Origin of the sequence: Streptomyces sp. NBC_01451, assembly GCF_036227485.1 — a bacterium.
Taxonomy (GTDB): domain Bacteria; phylum Actinomycetota; class Actinomycetes; order Streptomycetales; family Streptomycetaceae; genus Streptomyces.
Map to the genome: position 1 here is coordinate 2,613,584 of NZ_CP109479.1, position 20,926 is coordinate 2,634,509.

General features: G+C 69.3%; 19 protein-coding genes and 1 pseudogene. 6 read left to right on the plus strand and 14 right to left on the minus strand.

The window, feature by feature from the left end; translation table 11 throughout:
* Positions 1–175: 175 nt before the first annotated feature.
* The 4 genes from OG595_RS11015 to OG595_RS11030 all read right to left on the minus strand — a co-directional run bounded on the left by OG595_RS11015 (position 176) and on the right by OG595_RS11030 (position 4,326).
* Positions 176–793, minus strand: coding sequence for a hypothetical protein (locus OG595_RS11015; RefSeq protein ID WP_329270562.1), 618 nt, complete (start codon positions 791–793; stop codon positions 176–178).
* A gap of 35 nt (positions 794–828) precedes the next feature.
* Complete coding sequence (locus OG595_RS11020) at positions 829–1,404, minus strand: GNAT family N-acetyltransferase (RefSeq protein ID WP_329270563.1); 576 nt, start codon at positions 1,402–1,404, stop codon at positions 829–831.
* Positions 1,382–3,805: an MMPL family transporter gene (locus tag OG595_RS11025; protein WP_329270566.1), complete on the minus strand. Its 2,424-nt coding sequence runs from the start codon at positions 3,803–3,805 to the stop codon at positions 1,382–1,384. Before OG595_RS11025 ends, OG595_RS11020 begins: the two co-directional genes overlap by 23 nt.
* Positions 3,806–4,026: 221 nt before the next feature.
* Positions 4,027–4,326: a hypothetical protein gene (locus tag OG595_RS11030; RefSeq protein WP_329270568.1), complete on the minus strand. Its 300-nt coding sequence runs from the start codon at positions 4,324–4,326 to the stop codon at positions 4,027–4,029.
* A gap of 191 nt (positions 4,327–4,517) precedes the next feature.
* Between OG595_RS11030 and OG595_RS11035 the strand changes: the two genes are divergently transcribed.
* The gene (locus OG595_RS11035) at positions 4,518–5,303 is read left to right on the plus strand and encodes an SAM-dependent methyltransferase (protein WP_329270571.1); all 786 of its coding nucleotides are present in this window, start codon (positions 4,518–4,520) and stop codon (positions 5,301–5,303) included.
* Positions 5,304–5,364: 61 nt separating this feature from the next.
* Here the strand turns inward: OG595_RS11035 and gatB are convergent, their stop codons facing one another.
* From gatB to OG595_RS11080, 9 genes are all read right to left on the minus strand, one after another.
* Complete coding sequence (gene gatB, locus OG595_RS11040) at positions 5,365–6,882, minus strand: Asp-tRNA(Asn)/Glu-tRNA(Gln) amidotransferase subunit GatB (RefSeq protein WP_329270572.1); 1,518 nt, start codon at positions 6,880–6,882, stop codon at positions 5,365–5,367.
* 16 nt (positions 6,883–6,898) lie between these two features.
* Positions 6,899–7,141: a hypothetical protein gene (locus OG595_RS11045; RefSeq protein ID WP_329270574.1), complete on the minus strand. Its 243-nt coding sequence runs from the start codon at positions 7,139–7,141 to the stop codon at positions 6,899–6,901.
* Positions 7,138–8,646: an Asp-tRNA(Asn)/Glu-tRNA(Gln) amidotransferase subunit GatA gene (gene gatA / locus OG595_RS11050; RefSeq protein ID WP_329270576.1), complete on the minus strand. Its 1,509-nt coding sequence runs from the start codon at positions 8,644–8,646 to the stop codon at positions 7,138–7,140. The genes OG595_RS11045 and gatA overlap by 4 nt, the downstream gene beginning before the upstream one ends.
* A gap of 5 nt (positions 8,647–8,651) precedes the next feature.
* Positions 8,652–8,948, minus strand: a complete 297-nt coding sequence (gatC, locus tag OG595_RS11055) for an Asp-tRNA(Asn)/Glu-tRNA(Gln) amidotransferase subunit GatC (RefSeq protein WP_015036350.1) — start codon at positions 8,946–8,948, stop codon at positions 8,652–8,654.
* A gap of 169 nt (positions 8,949–9,117) precedes the next feature.
* A complete protein-coding gene (locus OG595_RS11060) occupies positions 9,118–11,460 on the minus strand; it encodes a putative bifunctional diguanylate cyclase/phosphodiesterase (protein ID WP_329270578.1) in 2,343 nt (780 codons plus the stop codon).
* Positions 11,461–11,679: 219 nt separating this feature from the next.
* Positions 11,680–13,875, minus strand: a complete 2,196-nt coding sequence (gene ligA / locus OG595_RS11065) for an NAD-dependent DNA ligase LigA (protein WP_329270580.1) — start codon at positions 13,873–13,875, stop codon at positions 11,680–11,682.
* 15 nt (positions 13,876–13,890) lie between these two features.
* Positions 13,891–14,892, minus strand: a complete 1,002-nt coding sequence (locus tag OG595_RS11070; RefSeq protein ID WP_329270582.1) for a methionine synthase — start codon at positions 14,890–14,892, stop codon at positions 13,891–13,893.
* Positions 14,893–15,103: 211 nt separating this feature from the next.
* The gene (locus OG595_RS11075) at positions 15,104–15,802 is read right to left on the minus strand and encodes an SDR family oxidoreductase (protein ID WP_329270583.1); all 699 of its coding nucleotides are present in this window, start codon (positions 15,800–15,802) and stop codon (positions 15,104–15,106) included.
* A gap of 22 nt (positions 15,803–15,824) precedes the next feature.
* Positions 15,825–16,364, minus strand: a complete 540-nt coding sequence (locus OG595_RS11080) for a TIGR00730 family Rossman fold protein (RefSeq protein WP_329270586.1) — start codon at positions 16,362–16,364, stop codon at positions 15,825–15,827.
* Positions 16,365–16,423: 59 nt separating this feature from the next.
* Here OG595_RS11080 and OG595_RS11085 point away from each other — a divergent pair, with 59 nt between their 5' ends.
* Entirely contained in the window at positions 16,424–16,759 is a 336-nt protein-coding gene (locus OG595_RS11085) for a DUF427 domain-containing protein (protein WP_329270588.1), read from the plus strand.
* A gap of 420 nt (positions 16,760–17,179) precedes the next feature.
* On the opposite strand, the pseudogene OG595_RS11090 reads toward OG595_RS11085, so the two are convergent.
* A pseudogene (locus tag OG595_RS11090) lies at positions 17,180–18,109 on the minus strand (MFS transporter); the annotation flags it as partial.
* On the opposite strand from OG595_RS11090, the gene OG595_RS11095 reads away from it, so the two are divergent.
* The 4 genes from OG595_RS11095 to OG595_RS11110 all read left to right on the plus strand — a co-directional run bounded on the left by OG595_RS11095 (position 18,084) and on the right by OG595_RS11110 (position 20,921).
* The gene (locus OG595_RS11095) at positions 18,084–18,578 is read left to right on the plus strand and encodes a hypothetical protein (RefSeq protein WP_329270590.1); all 495 of its coding nucleotides are present in this window, start codon (positions 18,084–18,086) and stop codon (positions 18,576–18,578) included. The pseudogene OG595_RS11090 and the gene OG595_RS11095 overlap by 26 nt on opposite strands.
* Positions 18,579–18,659: 81 nt before the next feature.
* On the plus strand, positions 18,660–19,082 hold the full coding sequence (locus tag OG595_RS11100; RefSeq protein ID WP_329270591.1) for a hypothetical protein: 423 nt from the start codon (positions 18,660–18,662) through the stop codon (positions 19,080–19,082).
* A gap of 199 nt (positions 19,083–19,281) precedes the next feature.
* On the plus strand, positions 19,282–19,575 hold the full coding sequence (locus tag OG595_RS11105) for a hypothetical protein (RefSeq protein WP_329270593.1): 294 nt from the start codon (positions 19,282–19,284) through the stop codon (positions 19,573–19,575).
* Positions 19,572–20,921: a hypothetical protein gene (locus tag OG595_RS11110; protein ID WP_329270595.1), complete on the plus strand. Its 1,350-nt coding sequence runs from the start codon at positions 19,572–19,574 to the stop codon at positions 20,919–20,921. Before OG595_RS11105 ends, OG595_RS11110 begins: the two co-directional genes overlap by 4 nt.
* The last annotated feature ends 5 nt before the right edge of the window (positions 20,922–20,926 follow it).

Below are 20,926 nucleotides of genomic sequence, written 5' to 3' on the forward strand. Positions count from 1 at the left end.
CGCTTTCTGCGATGTCTCAACCTTCGTCTCCCAGGTGGGTCCGCCACATCGGGAGAGTTCCGCATCTTCCGAGGGGGTGGGGGCCTTAGGAACGTAAGAGGGGCCCCAGACCGGCCGTAAGGTGCTTACGACCGGCCTAAGGCCCCTCATGACCTGCGGTGATTCCGCTCCCGTGTCAGGGCGCCGACGGCAGACCCAGCAGCACGTCGGTGTACTTCAGGACCGCGAGGAGCAGTCCGAGGATGCCGAGGGCCACGCCCGCCCAGGAAACCGACTTGATCCAGCCGGCCTGCGGCTTGGCCGGGGCGCCGAACGCGGGCCGGGCGAGGGCGGCGACAGCGACGAGCAGACCGAGCAGCGCGAAGATGCCGCCCCACAGCGCGGTGGTCTGCCAGGCGTCGCCGTAGACCTCCTTGATCTGGGTGGCGACGCTCGCCGAGGACGCGGTCTCCAGCTGGCCCACGAGCGTCTCGCGCGCGCCGGCCACCGTGCCCAGCCAGCTGCCGGTCAGCGAGACGAAACCGAGGACGGCGGACACGACGGCGGCAGCGCCCTGGCCCACACCGGAGGGACCTTCCTGCTCGGCCGCGAGTCCTGCCGCGTCCAGGTCCGTGAGGCCGTCGCCCTCGTACTCGTCCGCGTCGCCCAGGACCTCGGCCCCGGTGTCGGCCGCGGCCTCCGCCGGCTGCTCGTCCTTGGTGATGTCCACCGTCTCGTTACCGCTCTTCACGTCGTCGCTCTTCGCCTCGGTACCGGTCTCGGAGCCGGTCTCGTCTGCTGTCTTGGTTCCCATGCCTCGCACCGTACGGACGTCGTCTGAGAAGTTCCTTAATGCTCCTTGTGAGCGGCACGCGCGCGTGCCGCACGCCACTCGGGCGCGAGTACCGACCAGATCTCGGTGTCCGCGCGGACACCCCGGTGCGGATAGCTCTCCCGCAGCAGGGCCTCACGGCTCATGCCCAGTCGCCGCGCCACGTTGATGCTCGCTTCGTTGACGGACGACGCGTGCCACTCCACACGGTGCATGCCACGTTCGTCAATCGCCCAGTCGATGAGGACACGCATCGCGCGCGTGATCAGTCCGCGTCCGGTGCCGGCCGGTTCCAGCCAGCAGCCGACCTCGCAGTTGCCTTGCTCCGCGCTGAAGTTGAGGAACAGCACCCCGCCGACGAGCTTCCCGTCCAGCCAGATCCCGTGCAGCGAACCGGTGTCGGCGGCACGCTGGTCGGCGTACCGCTGGAGCTGCTCCCGCGCGGAGTCGACGTCGGTGGACTTCATGCCGAAGGGGACGTGCCGGGTGATGAAGTCCCGCCCCCGGTCGAGGTGCGCGAGGAACTCCTCGGCGTGCCAGGGTTCCAGGGGCCGTAGTTGCGCGCCGTCGTCACCCAGGGATATCGCGTACATCCTGCGGTCGCTCCTTCACCAGTACGTCCATGACGTCCATGTCATCCATGACGTCCATGTCGAGTACGTCGAGTACGTCGAGTACGTCCGGAATGCTCGCACGGGCGGCCTCGCCGGCGCCCGGCAATTGCGCGGCGGTGCTCCGGCACTCGGGCGGCTCGATGCTGATGCGCGGCAGGCGCCGGTCCAGCCAGCGGGGCAGCCACCAGTTGGCGTCGCCGAGCAGGTGCATCAGCGCGGGCACCAGGAGGGTGCGCAGGACGAAGGCGTCGAGGGCGACGGCGGCGGCCAGGGCGATGCCGAACATGGCGATCACCCGGTCGCCGGAGAGGACGAAGGCGAGGAAGACGGAGATCATGATGACGGCCGCGGAGTTGATCACGCGGCTGGTCTCGGCGAGGCCCACCCGGACCGCCCGCCGGTTGTCGCCGGTCTCCAGCCACTCCTCGTACATCCGGCTGACCAGGAAGACCTGGTAGTCCATGGAGAGCCCGAAGAGGACCGAGACCATGATGACGGGGAGGAAGGGCTCTATCGGGCCCGCGCTGCCGAGGCCCAGCAGTTCGCTCCCCCAGCCCCACTGGAAGATCGCGACGACGACACCGAACGCGGAGGCGACGGCGGCGACGTTCATCGCGGCGGCCTTGAGCGGGATGCCGATCGAGCGGAACGCGAGCAGGAGCAGCAGACAGCCGAGGCCGATCACGACACCGACGAACAGCGGCAGCTTGTCGACGATCACATCCGCGAAGTCGTCGTAGCTCGCCGTGACCCCGCCGACGTGCAGGTCGAGCGAGGTGCCGGTCTCCGCGCGCGGGAGCACCCTCTCACGCAGCCGTTCCACCAGGTCACTGGTGCGCGCGGACTGCGGGGAGGACTCCGGTACCACTGTGAGGTACCCGGTGGAGCCGTCGGCGCTGTAGGTGACCGGCGAGGACGACGCGACGCCCTCGGTGGTCCGGAGGGTCGCGGCGAGGTTGTCGAGGACGAGCTTGTCCTCGGCGTCGGAGACGGGCGTCACGAGGGTGAGCGGGCCGTTGACGCCGGGGCCGAAGCCGTCGGCGAGGAGGTCGTAGGCCTGGCGTGTGGTCGTCGTCCTCGGGTTGTTGCCCTGGTCGGAGGTGCCGAGGTGGAGCGAGAAGGTGGGCAGGGCGAGCAGCGCGACGACGCCCAGGGCGGCGGCGCCGAGCACCTTGGGGTGCCGCTCGACGAACGCGGACCAGCGGACGGCGAACCCGGTGGGCAGCTCCGGCCCGGGCCCGTGCTCGGCCAGCCTGCGCCGCTCGCGCCGGCTCAGGGCGCGCGGCCCGATGAACGACAGCAGGGCGGGGAGCAGGGTCACGGAGGCCGCGACGGTCAGGACCACCGTCAGGGAGGCCGCGATCGCGACCCCGTTGAGGAAGCCCAGCCGCAGGATCAGCATCCCCAGTAGGGCGATGCAAACGGTCGCACCCGCGAAGACGACCGCGCGTCCGGTGGTCCTGACCGCGTTGACGGCGGCCTCGTCGACGGACAGTCGGAGTCCCACTCGGGTCTGCCCCGCACCGCCCGCACTGCCCTTACTGCCCGCCCCGGCTGCCCCGGCCGACCCGCCTTTCCGCCGCGGGTCCGGGGGTCGCGCCCCCGGGAGGCGCAGCAGACCGCGCCGGTGCCTGGTGACGATGAACAGCGCGTAGTCGATGCCCACGCCGAGCCCGATCAGCATGCCGAGCATGGGCGCGAAGTCGGCGACGGTCATCACGTGCCCGAGGAGCACGATCCCGGCGTACGCCGTGCCGACGCTCACCAGGGCGGTGGCGATCGGCAGCAGGGAGGCGGCGAGCGAGCCGAAGGCGAGGAACAGCACGACGGCCGCGACGACCACTCCGACGACTTCCGCGAGGTGGCCGCCGGACGACTCGGTGAGCGCGATGGCACTGCCGCCGAGCTCCACCTGGAGCCCGTCGGCCCGTGCCGTCCCGGCCACGTCGACGACGGCCCGCGCCTCGCCCTCGCCGATGTCCTCGGCGGACTTGTCGAAGGTGACGGTGGCGTACGCCGTACGCCCGTCGGCGCTGATGCGGCCGGTGTCGCGGCCCTCGTAGGGGCTGACGACCGAGGCGACTCCGGGCAGGTCGGCGATGCGGTCCAGGGTGCGGGTCATCGTCTGCTCGACGTCGGTGGCGCGAACCGTGCCGGAGGCGGTGTGCCAGACGACGGTGTCCGTGTCGCCGCCGAGCCCGGGGAAACCCTTCTCCAGCAACTGGGCGGCGCGGCCCGACTCGGTGCCGGGGACCTCGTAGTCGTTCGAGTACGCCGAACCCGCGACGGCTGCGGCGGCGGTCACACCGGCGAGGGCGGCGAGCCAGATCAGTACGACGACGAGGCGGTGCCTGACACACCAGCGTGCGAGGACTGCCACAGACGTGCTCCCTGGATTAAATGTGGATCTTTGACCGGGAACAGTCGTGAATGAACAGAACAGCCCGCAAAGAAACGAAAAAAGGCAAGAGAGATGCCGAACCACTGTTACAGGCGCCAGTGATCGTTTGAGCCGTTAGTGCCTTTACTCACAAGAATGCGAGTCACATCACAGGACAATCACATGAACTCTGTCGCCTGGATAAAAGCGCGATAAGCAACTCAGTCGAACTGGTCCCCGAGCGCCATCACCATCACGCCGACGATCAGCAGCCACAGGGCTCGTCTGGTCCGCCCCCGCGCCCCCAGCACCGACGCGAGCCCACAGACGGCGGCGCCGAATGCGTACGCACCCGGTACCAGCATGGGCGCGGAGCCCGTGAGGCGGAGCGTCGAGGCGGCGAGCCCCACCAGGGCCAGCAGCACCCCGGTCCCGGTCGCCGCCCAGCGGGCGCGCCGCGCGTCCAGCGCCGCGTCCCCGTACTCCCCCTCGTACTCGTCGGTCCCGTCCTTCTCGTCCATGGCGCGGGAGCGTAGCGCGCCCAGCTGAGAATTCGGATGCGGGTCGCGCGGGCCCACTGCTAGCGTCCGGCCGTCGACTGTCCGTATCCGGCTTCGCCGGTGACCCGAGCAGGTGCATTTTTTGAAGGTCCGACCGAGCTCCGAAGCGTCCCGTTCTTCCCTTCCGCAGAACCCGAGGAGCCCGTTCACCGATGTCCGACATCACCTCCGGAAATGACCGCCTGAACCACCCGCGCTACCCGCGCAGCAGCCGGTACGACGCCCGCTGGACCATCGACAACCAGATGGGCCCGCACGCCCTGTGGCTGCTGGAGTGGCTGGCCCCCGCGCTCGGCCTCGACACCCTCCCGCCGGGCGCCCGGGTGCTCGACCTTGGCTGCGGCAAGGCCATGACGTCGGTCTTCCTCGCCAAGGAGTACGACGTCCAGGTCACAGCCGCCGACCTGTGGATCGAGCCCGCCAAGAACGCGCGCCGGGTCAATGAGGCGGGCGTCGCCGACCGGGTGCTGCCCGTGTTCGCCGAGGCACACCGACTGCCGTTCGGCGACGGGTCGTTCGACGCGATCGTGAGCATCGACGCGTACCAGTACTTCGGCACGAACGACCTGTATCTGCCCAGCCTCACCCGGCTGCTGAAGCCGGGCGGACGGATCGGTGTCGTCGTACCGGCGCTGCGCGAGGAGCCGGACGGTGTGGAGCCGCCGGAACACCTCAAGCCGTTCTGGGACCCCGGGTTCTGGTCGTTCCACACCGCCGAGTGGTGGCGACGGCAGTGGACGCGGAGCGGAGCCGTGACGGTGGAGGCCGCCGACTGGCTGCCCGACGGCTGGCGCGACTGGCTGCTGTGGAGCGAGGTCTGCGCCGAGGAGAGCACCGAGGAGTTCATGGCGGCCATGGCCCGCGACTCGGTGGAGCTGCTGCACGCCGACCAGGGCCGGTCCCTGGGCTTCGTCCGGGTCGTGGGACGTCGTACGTGACCTGACAACAGCTGAGGGGCGCATCGGGTTTCCGATGCGCCCCTCAGCTTCACTGCCCGGCTCAGCCCTCGCTGACGCCCAGCTGTTCAAGGATCAGTTCCTTGACGCGGGCCGCGTCGGCCTGACCGCGGGTCGCCTTCATGACCGCGCCGACCAGGGCGCCGACCGCGGCCACCTTGCCGCCGCGGATCTTGTCGGCGATGCCCGGGTTGCCGGCGATGGCCTCCTGGACGGCCGTGTTGAGCGCGCCGTCGTCGGAGACGACCTTCAGACCGCGCTTCTCGACGACCTCGTCCGGGGTGCCCTCGCCCGCGAGAACGCCCTCGATGACCTGGCGGGCCAGCTTGTCGTTCAGGTCGCCGGAGGTGACCAGCGCGGCGACCCGGGCGACCTGCCCGGGCGTGATGGCCAGTTCGTCGATCGCGGTGCCCGACTCGTTGGCGCTGCGCGCGAGTTCGCCCATCCACCACTTGCGGGCGGAGGCGGCGTCGGCACCGGCGTCGATGGTGCTGACGATGAGGTCGATGGCACCGGCGTTGAGCATCGACTGCATGTCGGTCGCCGTGACGCCCCACTCCGCGAGGAGCCGGTTGCGGCGGGCCAGCGGCAGTTCGGGCAGTCCGGCGCGGATCTCCTCGACCCACTCACGCGAGGGGGCCACCGGCACCAGGTCCGGCTCGGGGAAGTACCGGTAGTCCTCGGCCTCCTCCTTCACGCGGCCCGAGGTCGTCGACCCGGTGTCCTCGTGGAAGTGCCGGGTCTCCTGGACGATCGTCCCGCCCGAGTTCAGTACGGCGGCATGCCGCTGGATCTCGAAGCGGGCGGCACGCTCCACGGAACGCAGCGAGTTGACGTTCTTGGTCTCGCTGCGGGTGCCGAACTTCTCCCGGCCGTGCGGGCGCAGCGAAAGGTTCACGTCGCAGCGCATCTGCCCCTGGTCCATGCGGGCTTCCGAGACACCGAGCGCCTTGATGAGTTCGCGCAGTTCGGCGACGTACGCCTTGGCGACCTCGGGAGCGCGCTCGCCGGCGCCCTCGATCGGCTTGGTGACGATCTCGATGAGGGGGATGCCGGCGCGGTTGTAGTCGAGGAGCGAGTGCGAGGCGCCGTGGATACGGCCCGTCGCGCCGCCGACGTGCAGCGACTTGCCGGTGTCCTCCTCCATGTGGGCGCGCTCGATCTCCACGCGGAAGGTCTCGCCGTCCTCCAGCTGGACGTCGAGGTAGCCGTTGAAGGCGATCGGCTCGTCGTACTGGGAGGTCTGGAAGTTCTTCGGCATGTCCGGATAGAAGTAGTTCTTCCGGGCGAAGCGGCACCACTCGGCGATCTCGCAGTGCAGCGCGAGGCCGATCCTGATGGCCGACTCGATGCCGATCGCGTTGACGACCGGAAGCGCGCCGGGCAGGCCGAGGCAGGTCGGGCAGGTCTGCGAGTTGGGCTCGCCGCCCAGCTCGGTCGAACAGCCGCAGAACATCTTGGTCTTGGTGCCGAGTTCGACGTGGACTTCGAGGCCCATGACGGGGTCGTACGTCGCCAGGGCGTCCTCGTACGACACCAACTCGTCGGTCGTGGTGGTCACGGTGAAAAGTTCCCTCTCAGCCCAGCAGGACGTCGTCGTCGCCCAGCCGCTTCAGCTCGCGGTAGAGGATGGCGAGGCCGGTGACGATGGCGGCGGCGGACACGGCCGCGTCGATGAGGCGCAGCGTGTCGTTCTCCGAGCGGGCCTTCTTGGCCTGCTTGGCGACGCTGAGCGCTCCGAACGCGGTGGTCGCGATGGACAGGTACGTGCCGGACCTGGACTTCTTGAAGCCCTTGGCCTTCGAAAGAGCATTGCTCACAGCGACGGAGCCTCCTCTAGCAGCGGGTGCCCCCACTTTTCCACGAAGGCGGCCTCGACGGCGGCGCCGACCTTGTAAAGGCGGTCGTCCTGGAGCGCCGGGGCGATGATCTGGAGCCCGACCGGAAGTCCGTCCTCCGGCGCGAGACCGCAGGGCAGGGACATGGCCGAGTTGCCGGCCAGGTTGGTCGGGATGGTGCAGAGGTCCGCGAGGTACATCGCCATCGGGTCGTCGGCACGCTCGCCGATCGGGAAGGCGGTGGTGGGCGTCGTCGGGGAGACGATCACGTCCACCGACTCGAACGCCTTCTCGAAGTCGCGGGTGATGAGCGTACGGACCTTCTGGGCGCTGCCGTAGTACGCGTCGTAGTAGCCGGAGCTGAGCGCGTACGTGCCGAGCATGATGCGGCGCTTGACCTCGGGACCGAAGCCCTCCGCCCGGGTGAGCGAGGTGACCTCCTCGGCGGAGTGCGTGCCGTCGTCACCGCTGCGCAGGCCGTAGCGCAGCCCGTCGAAGCGGGCGAGGTTGGACGAGCACTCGGAGGGCGCGATCAGGTAGTACGCGGACAGCGCCAGGTCGAACGACGGACAGTCCAGCTCGACGATCTCGGCGCCGAGGTCCTTCAGCAGGGCCACCGCCTCGTCGAAGCGCTGGATGACGCCGGCCTGGTAGCCCTCGCCGCGGAACTGCTTGACGACGCCGACGCGCATGCCCTGGACGCTGCCGTTGCGGGCGGCCTCGACGACCGGCGGGACCGGCGCGTCGATCGAGGTCGAGTCGAGCGGGTCGTGCCCGGCGATGGCCTCGTGGAGGAGCGCGGCGTCCAGGACCGTACGGGCGCAGGGCCCGCCCTGGTCGAGGGAGGACGAGAAGGCGACCATGCCGTACCGCGACACGGCCCCGTACGTCGGCTTGACGCCGACCGTGCCGGTGACGGCGGCGGGCTGCCGGATGGAACCGCCGGTGTCCGTACCGATGGCCAGCGGCGCCTGGAAGGAGGCGAGGGCGGCACTCGACCCGCCACCGGAACCACCGGGGATCCTGGTCAGGTCCCAGGGGTTGCCGGTCGGCCCGTACGCGCTGTTCTCGGTGCTCGACCCCATGGCGAACTCGTCCATGTTGGTCTTGCCGAGGATGACGACGTCGGCGGCCTTCAGCCGCTTGGTGACGGTCGCGTCGTACGGCGGGATCCACCCCTCAAGGATCTTGGACCCGACGGTGGTCGGGATCCCCTCGGTGGTGAAGATGTCCTTGAGCGCGAGAGGTACGCCGGCCAGCGGGCCCAGCGTCTCCCCGCGCTCGCGCTTGGCGTCGACGGCACGGGCCTGGGCGAGCGCGCCCTCCCGGTCGACGTGCAGGAAGGCGTGCACCTTCTCGTCGACGGCCTCGATCCGGGCCAGGTGGGCCTCGGTGACCTGTACGGCGGTGAGCTCGCCGGACGCGATCTTCGCGGCGGTCTCGGCGGCGGTGAGCCGGATGATGTTGACGTTGCTGTTGTCCGACATGGTGATTAGTCCTCCCCCAGGATCTGCGGCACCTTGAAACGCTGCTGCTCCTGGGCGGGGGCGCCGGAGAGCGCCTGCTCGGGGGTGAGCGACGGACGGACCTCGTCCGCGCGCATGACGTTCGTCAGCGGCAGCGGGTGCGAGGTCGGCGGTACGTCTTGGTCGGCGACCTCGCTGACGCGGGCGACCGCGCCGATGATGTCGTCGAGCTGTCCTGCGAAGTGGTCGAGCTCTTCGCCCTTCAGCTCCAGACGCGCCAGCCGTGCGAGGTGGGCGACCTCCTCGCGCGTGATGCCAGGCATGCAGCGATCCTCTGGGGTGAGTGCGGTGTGGGTTTTGGCCCCAATCCTAGGGGGCGGACGGGCCGACCCGCGCACGGGTTGATCCCATCGCACCCGAGGCCACCGACGGCGAGAGCCCCCACGGGAGACGTCAGCCTCTTGACGGGCGGTGTGCGGGTGGGAGATCTCCCTATGATTCCGCGGCGGGCAGGGCCGCCCGGGGCCGCTGCCACCCACGGGTCCCCCGCGCCAGCAACCACGCCGTGGCCTCCTCGGGAGGCATCGCCGCGGCGACGAGCCACCCCTGCACCGCGTCACACCCCATGTCCCGCAACCGCTCCCACGTCTCGTCGTCCTCGACGCCCTCGGCGACCACGAGCAGCCCGAGGGAATGCGCGAGATCGACCGTGCACCGCACGATCTCCGCGTCCTCCGTGTCCACCGCCAGCCGCGCCACGAACGACCGGTCGATCTTCAGCTCGCTCACCGGCAGCCGCCGCAGATGCACCAGCGACGAGTACCCGGTCCCGAAGTCGTCCAGGGACATCTTCACGCCGTGCCCGGTCAGCGCGGCCAGCGTGTCCGCGGCCTTCTGCGGATCCTCCAGGAGCACGTGTTCCGTGATCTCCAGCTGGAGCGCCCCCGCCGGGACCCCGTGCCGGGCCAGCCGCGCGGCGACGGAACCGGCGAAGCCGGGACTGTGGACGTCGCGCGGGGAGACGTTGACGGCGACCGGGACGAACAGCCCCTGGGAGCGCCACTTCGCGACCTGTGCGAGCGCCGTCTCCAGCACGTACTCCGTGAGGTGGGGCATCAGTCCGGACGACTCGGCGATCGCTATGAACTCGTCCGGCGGCACCTTCCCGCGCTCCGGGTGCACCCAGCGCACCAGCGCCTCCAGGCCGGCGACCTGCCCGTCGAAGCGCACCTTGGGCTGGTAGTGCAGTTCGACCTCGTGCGCGTCGAGCGCGCGCCGCAGGTCGCCCAGGAGACCGAGCCGGTCCGGGGTGTTCGAGTCCCGCTTGGACTCGTACACCTCGACGCCCGTACGGTCCCGCTTCGCCTGGTACATCGCGACGTCCGCGCGCCGCAGCAGCCCCTCGGCGTCGAGCGCGTGGTCGGGGAAGACGGCGAGGCCGGCGCTGGCCTCCAGGACGAGCGTGAGTCCGTCGAGGTCGAGCGGGGAGCCGAGGACGGTGACCAGGTTGCGGGCGACGCGGGTGGCCGACGTCGTGGAGTCGACGACCGGCAGCAGAACGGCGAACTCGTCGCCGCCGAGCCGTGCGGCCTCCGCGCCGCGCGGCAGTGCGAGGCGCAGCCGGTCGGCTATCTGGAGCAGGAGGCGGTCACCGGCGAGGTGGCCCAGCGTGTCGTTCACGGAGCGGAAGCGGTCGAGGTCTATGAGCATCAACGCGGCCCGCGCATCGATGCGTTCGGCATCGTCGAGGGCCGTCCAGGTCCGTTCCAGGAGCCACTGTCTGTTGGGCAGTCCGGTCAGCGGGTCGCGCAGCTGTTCCTCGGCCCGGGCCCTGGCTATCCACAGGGTGGAGTCGAGGGCGATGAGGGGGATGGCGAACAGGGGCAGCAGGATCGGCAGGGCCACGGCGACGACGCAGATCAGCGGCGCGATGGCGAGCAGCGCGACCGCGACCAGGCCCTGTCTGACCAGGGCGGAGCGGGCGACGGTGGGCAGTCCGCCGCGCGGGGTGTGCAGATACCAGAGCAGGGTGCGGGTGAGCGCGAGGTAGGTGACCGCGACCAGCACCACCTCGGGTGCCGTGTAGACGCTCCAGGTCTGCGGATTCCAGGGCGTCTCGACGGACGGGACCCGGCCGAACGCGGCGAGCACCAGGGCGCCGGCGCCGATGCCGAGGATGTCCACCGCGCCGTGCAGGAGACCTTGCCGCCAGCGGTGGCGCCGGGCCACGCCGACCAGGACGACGACGGTGAGGCTGACCATGCCGGCCGGTACCCACCCGAACAGCAGGAGCACGGAGAGGGTGAGGGCGGCGCCCGAGCCGGTGCCGCCCCACCAGCGGGCGCGGCCGAGGGCGACGAGGTGGCCGACGATGACACCGGTGAGCACGGCGAGGGCCCAGCCGACGGTGCCGGAAGGGAAGAGCGCGCTGTGCCCGGTGAAGCCGCGGTAGAAGCCGGCGCCGAGGACGAAGCCTGCCGACGCGACGACCGCCGCGGGCAGTGCGGGCCAGGACAGTTGGCGCGCCGGGTCGTGGGCGTGCAGGTGGGCGACGCGTTCCTCGGCGCTGAGGTGGGCCGTCAGCGGGGTCGACACCCTGCTGTCGGCGACGATGCGCCGGCCGGTGCCGCCCGGCGCACCTGTCCTGCCCGCCGGTCCGGTCGTCCGGAGGCCGACGCCCGCCCGTTCCAGGAACCGTGCCGTCCGGCGGCCCTCACCCGGTTCGCGGCCGGGCTCGGAACGACCCGCGAGGCGGGTGGAGCCCCAGCGCCAGACGCCGGATATCCGGCGTCCGCGCAGCCTTGAGGGAGGGGCGGCGCTATCGGTCGGTTCCATTCCCGTCCCTCTCACAGCCGGCGGTGCCCACGCCACGCGGTCCGATGTCCGTCAACCGGCAACGGCACCGCGTCCGAAACCGCATCCGGGCACGGCAGGCGCATACGTCAACAGTAGGCCGCAGAAGGCTTCCACGGGCAGCGGTCGTCGACGGTTGCCCGAATGCGACCCGGCCACCCGTATGCATCTGGTATGCGCCGATCGGGTGGTCTTCAACCCCTACTCCTCGTTCGGAAGCGCTGCTTCGGCCGCCGCCTCGGGTCCTTGTTCGAGCAGTACGGCAAAGCCGTCCTCATTCAGAACAGGCACCTTCAACTGCATGGCCTTGTCGAACTTCGAACCAGGATTGTCACCCACAACCACGAAAGACGTCTTCTTCGAAACAGAACCGGTCACTTTTGCTCCACGGCTCTGCAATGCGTCCTTCGCACCGTCCCGGGTGTGGTGTTCGAGCGTGCCGGTCACGACCACGGTGAGCCCTTCGAGCGGGCGCGGCCCCTCGTCCTCGCCGGAGCTCTCCTCCTCCATCCGGACTCCGGCGGCCCGCCACTTGCGCAGGATCTCCTGGTGCCAGTCCACCGCGAACCACTCCTTGAGCGAGGCCGCGATGATCGGGCCGACCCCGTCCGTGGTCGCCAACTCCTCCTCGGAGGCCTGCTCGATGCGCTCGATCGAGCGGAATTCCCGGGCCAGTGCCTCGGCGGCGACCGGCCCGACGTGCCGGATCGACAGACCGGTGATGATCCGGGCCAGCGGACGGTCCTTGGCGGCGGCGATGTTGGCGAGCATCGCGACCGCGTTCTTCCTGGGCTCGCCGTCCTGGTTGGCGAAGACCGTGGCGATCTTCTCCTCGCCGGTCTTCGGATCCCGCTTGGGCAGCCCGCTGTCCTGGTCCAGGACGTACGCCTTGATGGGCAGCAGCCGCTCGATGGTCAGGTCGAAGAGGTCGCCCTCGTCGAGGAGCGGCGGCTCGGACGGCTCCAGCGGCTTGGTGAGCGCGGCGGCGGCCACATACCCGAAGTTCTCGATGTCCAGGCACTTGCGACCGCCGAGATAGAACAGCCGCTCCCTCAACTGGGCGGGGCAGCTCTGCCCGTTGGGGCAGCGGAGGTCGACGTCCGCCTCCTTCATGGGCCGCAGCGGCGTACCGCACTCGGGGCACTCGGCCGGCATCTCGAAGGGCTTCTCCGTGCCGTCGCGCAGGTCGGCGACCGGACCGAGGATCTCCGGGATCACGTCACCGGCCTTGCGCAGCACCACGGTGTCGCCGATGAGCACGCCCTTGGCCTTGACCACGTCCTGGTTGTGCAGGGTGGCGAACTCGACCTCCGAGCCCGCCACCGTCACCGGCTCGACCTGCGCGTACGGCGTGACCCTGCCCGTACGCCCCACGCCCACGCGGATGTTGATGAGCCTGGTGTTGACCTCCTCGGGCGCGTACTTCCAGGCGATCGCCCAGCGCGGGGCGCGCGAGGTCGAGCCGAGGCGGCCCTGGAGGGGGATCTCGTCGAGCTTGACGACGACCCCGTCGATCTCGTGCTCCACGGAGTGCCGGTTCTCGCCGTAGTACGCGATGAACTCCCGTACGCCGTCGAGGTCGTCGACCCGCTTCGCGTACCGCGTGGTCGGCAGGCCCCACTCGTGCAGCAGGGTGTACGCCTCGGAGAGGCGGGTCAGCGGGTCGTAGCCCTCCAGGGCGCCGATGCCGTGGACCACCATGTGCAGCGGGCGCGTCGCGGTGACGCGCGGGTCCTTCTGGCGGAGCGAACCGGCCGCCGCGTTGCGCGGGTTGGCGAACGGCTTGTCGCCGCCCTCGACCAGACGGGCGTTCAGCTCCTCGAACTTCTCCATCGGGAAGTAGACCTCGCCGCGGATCTCCACCAGGTCCGGGACGCGGTCGCCCGTCAGCCGGTCCGGGATCTCGGCGATCGTGCGCACGTTGGGCGTGATGTCCTCGCCCGTGCGGCCGTCGCCGCGGGTCGCCGCGCGCGTGAGACGCCCGTGCTCGTACGTCAGGTTGACGGCGAGGCCGTCGACCTTCAATTCGCACAGGAAGTGGTGCTCGGAGGCACCGACGTCCTTGTGGACGCGCTCCGCCCAGGCCGCCAGTTCCAGGTCGTCGAAGGCGTTGTCGAGGGAGAGCATGCGCGAGCGGTGCTCGACGGAGGTGAACTCCGTCTCGTACGCCCCCGAGACCTTCTGGGTCGGGGAGTCGGGTGTGCGCAGCTCCGGATACTCCTCCTCCAGCGCCTCCAGGGTGCGCAGGAGCTTGTCGAACTCCGCGTCGCTGACGACGGGAGCGTCGTTCACGTAGTACCGGAAGCGGTGCTCCTCGATGCGCTCGGCGAGCTGGGCGTGCCTGTCGCGCGCCTCGGCGGGCACCGATGTGGTCTGTGCGTGCTGTTCGCCGGCCACCGTATTGTCCTCCCGTTACTCTGGGTTGTCCGCGAGTGATCTCGCCGCCTGGACGCAGTGGGCGAGCGCCTCCCATGCGTACCGCGGGGAAGCGCCCGCGAGTCCGCACGACGGAGTGACCGTGACCGCCTCCGCGAGAAGCCCCGGATGCAGCCCCAGCCTGCGCCACAGCGTTCTGACACCACTGACGCTACCGGCAGGGTCTGACAATGGGCCGTCCGTGCCGGGCACGACACCGGCGAAGAGCCGGGTGCCGCCCTCCACCGCCTCACCGATCGCGTCGTCGTCACGCTCGGTGAGAAGCGAGAAGTCGAAGGAGACGGCGTCGGCGCCGGCCCTGCGGAGGAAGGCGAACGGGACGTCCGGCGCACAGGAATGGACGACGACGGGCCCGTCACCGTGCACGCCGATGACCTCCCGGAGGGTCGCCTCGGCGATCTGGCGGTCGGGGATCCGGTGGGTGCGGTAGCCGCTGGCGGTCCGCACCTGGCCACGCAGCACGGCCATCAGGGACGGTTCGTCGAGTTGCAGGACGAGCTGGGCGCCGGGGATGCGGCGGCGCAGTTCGTCGAGGTGGAGGCGGATGCCCTCGGCGAGGGAACCGGCGAGGTCGCGGCAGGCGCCGAGGTCGGAGAGGGCCAGCTCGCCGTTCCTGAGTTCGAGGGCGGCGGCCAGCGTCCAGGGGCCCACGGCCTGCACCTTCACCTGGCCCTCGTACCCCTGCGTGAACTCCTCCAGGGCGTCGAGGTCCTCGCCGAGCCAGGAGCGGGCCCGCTTGGTGTCCCGGCCCGGGCGGTCGCCGAGACGCCAGCCACTGGGCTCCACGCGCGCGTACATCTCGACGAGCATTCCGGCGGTGCGGCCGATCATGTCGGCGCCGGGGCCGCGGGCGGGGAGTTCGGGCAGGAAGGGGAAGTCGTCGAAGGTCCCGGTGGCCGCCTTGACGGCTTCCCGGGCGTCGCCGCCGGGCAGGGAACCGATGCCGGTGGCGGGGCCGAAGGTGGGGTTCGCGTTCACGTGGAGCAGCCTATGTTTCTTCGCCCCCGCCGCCCCTACCCGTCCCGTCCTTCTGGGGCTCCGCCCCAGACCCCGCTCCTCAAACGCCGGAGGGGCTGATATCCAGCCCGTCCGGCGTTTGAGGACAAGGCCCGTTCAGGGCCGGAGGGGGTCTGGGGGCGCAGCGCCCAGGGACGGGACGGGTAGGGGCGGCGGGGGCGAGAAGCCGGTGTCAGCGGCCCGGGCGTACCGTCACGTCGTTGATCTCCGCGTCGCGGGGCAGGTCCAGGGCCAGCAGGATCGTCGTCGCCACCGACTCCGGGTCGATCCACTTCGACGGGTCGTACTCCTTGCCCTCCTGCTGGTGCACCTTCGCCTGCATCGGACTCGCCGTCCGCCCCGGATACACCGTGGTCACCCGCACCCCGGCCGCGTGTTCCTCGTGGCGCAACGAGTCCGCCAGGGCCTTGAGTCCGTGCTTGGACGCGGCGTACGCGGACCAGTCGGCATGCGCGTTCAGGCCCGCACCCGAGTTGACGAACACCACCTGTCCCTGGGAGACCCGGAGTTGGGGCAGGAAGTGCCGGGTCAGTTCGGCGGGGGCGATCAGGTTGACGTTCAGCTGGTGGCGCCAGGTCTTCGGGGTCAGTTCGCCCACCGGGCCGAGATCGACCACGCCCGCGATGTGCAGCAGGGAGTCCACCCGTTCCGGCAGCGTCTGGTGCGAGAACGCCCAGGAGAGGCGATCCGGGTCGGCCAGGTCGCCCACCAGGGTCCTCGCCCCCGGAAACTCCGCCGTCAACTCCTTCGCCCGCCCCGCGTCACGCGCGTGCAGCACGAGTTCGTCCCCGCGCGCGTGCAGCCGCCTCGCGACCGCCGCACCGATGCCCGAACCCGCCCCGGTGATCACATGAGTAGCCATGGCCGCCATGCTCGCATCACGGGGACGGCCGTCACACCACTCCCCGGCTCTCCTCCAGGTACGCCAGCGCCCCCACCGGCTCCTCCGCGAAGAACACCAGGTCGGCGAGCGGGCGGGGCAGGAATCCCTCGGTCTCCATACGGCGGAACTGTTCTTTCAGGCCGTCGTAGAAGCCGGCCGTGTTCAGCAGCACCACCGGCATGTCCGTCCTGCCGTGCTTCTTCAGCTCCAGGATCTCCGTCGCCTCGTCGAGCGTTCCGGTGCCGCCGACCATGATCACGACGGCGTCCGCCTTCTCCAGCAGGAGCCGCTTGCGTTCCCCGAGATCCCGCGCGATCACCATCTCGTCGGCGCCCGGCCGTGCCTTCGCCGCGAGGAAGTCCACCGAGACGCCCAGCAGTCGGCCGCCCGCCTCCTGGACTCCGTCCGCGACCACCTTCATCAGGCCCACGTCCGAGCCGCCCCAGACCAGGGTGTGCCCGCCCTTGCCGAGCAGTCTCGCGAACTCCCGCGCGGGGCGCGTGTAACGGTCGTCCAGGTCGGCGGCGGAGAGGAAGACACAGATGTTCATGCTGTCACCGTACGCGGGCGGATCCGGAACAACCCGGGCTCCGCGAACGCTGCTCAGACATGACCGAAGGACACACGATCACCATCGAGCAGGCCACCGACCGCGTACGGGCCGTCCACGGCGGCCAGGTGCTCGCCGAGAGCGGGCGCGCCCTCGTACTCCACGAGACGGGCTGTCCGCCGCGCTACTACATCCCTGCCGAGGACGTCCGGCTCGACCTGCTGACTCCCTCCGAGACCCACAGCTACTGCCCCTTCAAGGGCACGGCGTCCTACTGGTCCCTCCCGGACGCCGCCGACCTCGTCTGGGCGTACCCCGATCCGAAGCCGGAGGTCGCGCGGATAAAGGACCACCTCTGCTTCTACGAATACGAGGTGGAGTTCACTCGGGCGTAGTCGGCGCCCTTGTGACCCCTGCGCCCCCTGAGTCCGCTGCTTGCGGGGCGGCTCCTGGACCGGGTCCGGCAGGGTCCTGCGCACCCCGACCGGCGAGAGGAAGACCGGCAGAAAGGCCCGCCCACCCACAACGCGGCCTGGATGCCGACCAGTTCGCCGAGCACGCCGGAGATCGCGGCGCCGATAGCCAGCGCTCCTGTCAGCAGAAAGCGGAACGTCGCGTTCATCCGGCCGAGCAGTGAGCCGGGGGTCGTCCGCTGCCGCAGACCGAAGCCGAGGACGTTGCCCCTGCCCACCTTGGACATGGCCAGGCATCATCCGGCGCCCGCGACATACAGCCACGGTCACCGGCCGACGAGGGGTACAAGCAGTCCCGCAGCAGCCAGGAACATCCCCGGTGAGGCCGAGCGTACGGCCGAAGCCGAGCCGCGCCGCGACGGGCCGAGCGCTGCGGGCACCGATCAGCAGGCCGATCCTGCCCGCTCCCCAGAACAGGCCCAACGCGGCGCCGGGCAGGCCGAGTTCGCGGACGAACCAGATCGGCAGCATGAGGTTGACGACGGCCGAGCCGAGGTTGGCGAGGGCCGCGGTGAGCACCAGGGCCCGTAGCTCCCGGTTGCCGAAGACGTGTCGTACGTCTTCGGCGATCTGGGTACCAAGCCGTTTGCCCGCCCCGGTTCGGGCCCTGTCGGCCGGTGGGGTGCGGCAGATGGCGACCAGGCCGAGGCCGGAGGCCAGATAGGTACCGGCCGTGACGAGTACGGCTGCCGGTGCGGTGAGCAGCGAGACCAGGGCGCCACCCGCGCTGCGGCCCAGGACGTTGCGCGCCGCCATCAGCGTGTTGATGTCGGCGTTGGCCCGAACCACCGTTTCTTTGCACACCAGTTGAGGCAGCACACTCTGCGAACCCGCGTCGAAGGACACCGTCGCGCAGCCTTTGAGCAGGACGACCGCATAGAGCTGGACCAGGGGCAGGGCGTCAAGCCGCCAGGCCAGTGACACGGAGGCGTAGAGCAGAGCGCGGCACAGGTCGGCGACAACCAGTACCCGGCGGTGGCTGATCCGGTCCACCCAGGCCCCGGCGGACTGGCCGATGACCAGAAAGGCGATCGTACGATCAGGCGTCAACGCATGCCCACCCGAGCAACAACGCCCCAAATAGCGCAACTCCTCAGGGAAGTTTCGCTGCAGTGAAGCCGAGAAGCTCACCGATACCCTTGGCCCGTTCGACTGAACTGCCAACACACGGAGCCCACTGTGAAGTGCCGCCCCCTGCCCGTCGCCGCCGCTCCTGCCGCCTCCGCCGCCTTGCTGCTGTCGGCTTGTGGGGGGAGGGGGTGACGGCGCCACGGAGAATGACAATCAGGGTGATCCCGACCTGTCGGCACTGTCCTTCCACTACGGCGGCGGCGCTCTGGCAGACGCCAAGGACTGGGTCGCGTCACTCATGAGAGACGGCCACTCCATCACGGGCGTCAGCCGCTCCTACAACGCCAAGATCGATGTCTTCGACTCGGTGTCGGCAGGCGTCGTCCACTGCGAGGACCAGAGCAATGCCTTCGCGAAAGACCGCAAGTCGAAAAAGGTTTACAAGACCGAGGTGAACGACGACTCGTACGTCATTTACAGAACGCGTCCGGGTGCCACCAGTGCTGCCATCCAGCCCGTCAGCAACCGGACGCCGCCGGCCTGCTGGTACGAATCCCGTTCCGTCGCGGAGTTCAGCGACTACGTCGAGACGATGCACAACGAGACGATCAATACTCCCGGCCAGGCCAACTACGCCAAGGCTGCTGTTGGTCAGTCCCGGAACTTCTAAAAGGACGGGGAATTCAAGGAATACAACAAGGAAGAGGCCGACGAGGGAAATGGGTGGATTGCTGTCCAGAATCCCGACCGGGTGGACGATCCCGCCAGTATGGAGTGCGACAAGCTTCCCTTCTGGGTGAAGAACGCCGAGGATCCCGGGGTTGAGCAGGCAGTCAGCCCTCGGATTCTCTCTGAGGCTGCCTACAACGCGTTCCAACTGCCTGACTGCCAAGTGACCCTCGCGCCCTTGAATTTCACCAAGGTCAACCGCCCCACCTGGGACTGGCTCGACAAGGCCCGGTTCAAGGAAGTCTCCGTCACTGCGGCTTGGAACGTCGCCGGTCTCAACATCCGGGCGACGACGACTGCGAAGCCGGTCTCCCTCAAGCTGGAGCCGGGCACGAGTGACGCCGAGACCTACCCCGCCTCAGGCGAGTGCGCAATCAACGCCGCCGCCCGATCGGCGAACCATACGGCGAAGGCAGATCCGTCCAGACCCCGCCGTGTGACATAAAGTACCTGTGCTCCTCCGGGGACGGCACCTTCAAACTCCAGGCCACGATCACGTGGGAAATCACCTGGACCGGAACCACCGGTATGGGTGGCGACCTCCCCACAGCAACGTTCGGCAGCGACCAGGGCGTCACCGTCCAGGAGATCCAGGTCGTCAACCAGTAAGCACAGAACCGCAACACACAGGGGGAGGATTCTGAGTGTCCGACTCGGATCTCACGGTCGACTACGATTTTCTCGCCGGGTCCGAGAAAAAGCTCAGCCAGCTCAAGAAGACGTTCGAGGACATCGAGAACCAGCGCGACGATATGCGCGAGCACTGGGGTTCCGGAAAAATTGCCGATGTCATGACGGATTTCGTGGACAACTGGGACGACTACCGCACCAGACTCGTAGAAAGCCTCGACTCCGTCGGCCAGATGGTGGCCGGGACCAAGAAGGCGTTCGAGGATCTCGACAACCAGTTGGCCAAGTGCGACGAGAAGAAGAAGTGACAACGACATCCAAGCGCCGTCCGCTGGACTGGCAGCCACTCCGCGACTCCGACCCGGTGCCCGGAGATCCGGAGGAGATCCGCGCCGAGGTCCGGCACATGGTCTCGGTCGCCCAGAAGTTGAGAGACCAGGCCAAGAGCCTCCAGACAATCAGCAACGAGGACACCCTCAAGGGCAAGTACGTCAAACGCCTGCGGGAGGAGTCCTCCACGCTGGAGAAGCACATGCGGCAGGTGGCCAGCCGTTACGAGCGTGTCCACGGCCATCTCACCACCTGGTCCAACGAGTTGGAGGACTTCCAGACCGAGGCCGACAAGGTCCTGCGCCGGGCCAAGGAGAGACAGGACGAACTTGAGGCCGAGAAGGCCAACGAGGCCGACTCCGGTGACAAGGGCACTCCCAAGCCCGCCGGCGGCGGAACCGACCAGGATCCGCATCTGACGTACCGGAATCAGCTGAACACGATCACCGACGATCGTGACAGCCGGGCCGAGCACCATGCCGGGAAGATCCGCGACGAGATCGAGGACGTGATCGAGGACTCGTGGTGGGACGACGTCAAGGGCTGGGTCCATGAGCATGCGGACGGGATCAAGGCCTTCATGGATGTTCTCGGCTGGGTCGCAACGGTGGCAGGCTTCGTGGCGCTGGCCATTCCCGGCTTGAACCTGCTCGTCATCGGCATCGCAGCGCTCACGATCGGACTCAGACTCCTACTGGTGGCATCCGGCGACGCCACCTGGACGGATGTCATCTTCGACGTCGTGGGTGGACTCCTCGTCGTGGGCGGCCTCGGGGCCGCCGCGAAACTCGCCAGCGGCGCCAAGGCCACTGTGGGCGCCGCTCAGGCAGCCCGGACCGCAGGCCTGAGCCGAGGACTGGCTGGTGTCAAGGGCATCCTGGACGACACGGGGCGGTTGATGACCAGATTGCCAGAAGGGACCGGGCGACAGGCACTTGGCGCGGCTCGAAACGCGATGCGCAAGTCCATCTCCCGGAACGTCGGCCTGGTCGCCAAGAATCCGCTGAGGGTCAGTCCGTTGTCGACGCTGGTGCACCTCGGCGACAAGGAGATGGCCGGTATGGCCAAGATGCTGCAGGCCAACAGAGCTGCCTTCCCGGAGGCCGCAGGTGCTGCGGCGAACAAGGCGTACAAGTCCTATCAGGTTGGCCTCGGCATCGCCTGGACCGGCATGGGGATGGACGTCATGGACAAGGCGCTGGGGAAGAGCGACCTGACAAGCTGGACCCACGAGAAGTTCGGCACCGGTGAGAAGCCGTACAACGCGGTGTACTCGGACTGGAAGGACAACACCCTGAAGCCCGCCCCCGACACCCACTGGTGAGGAAT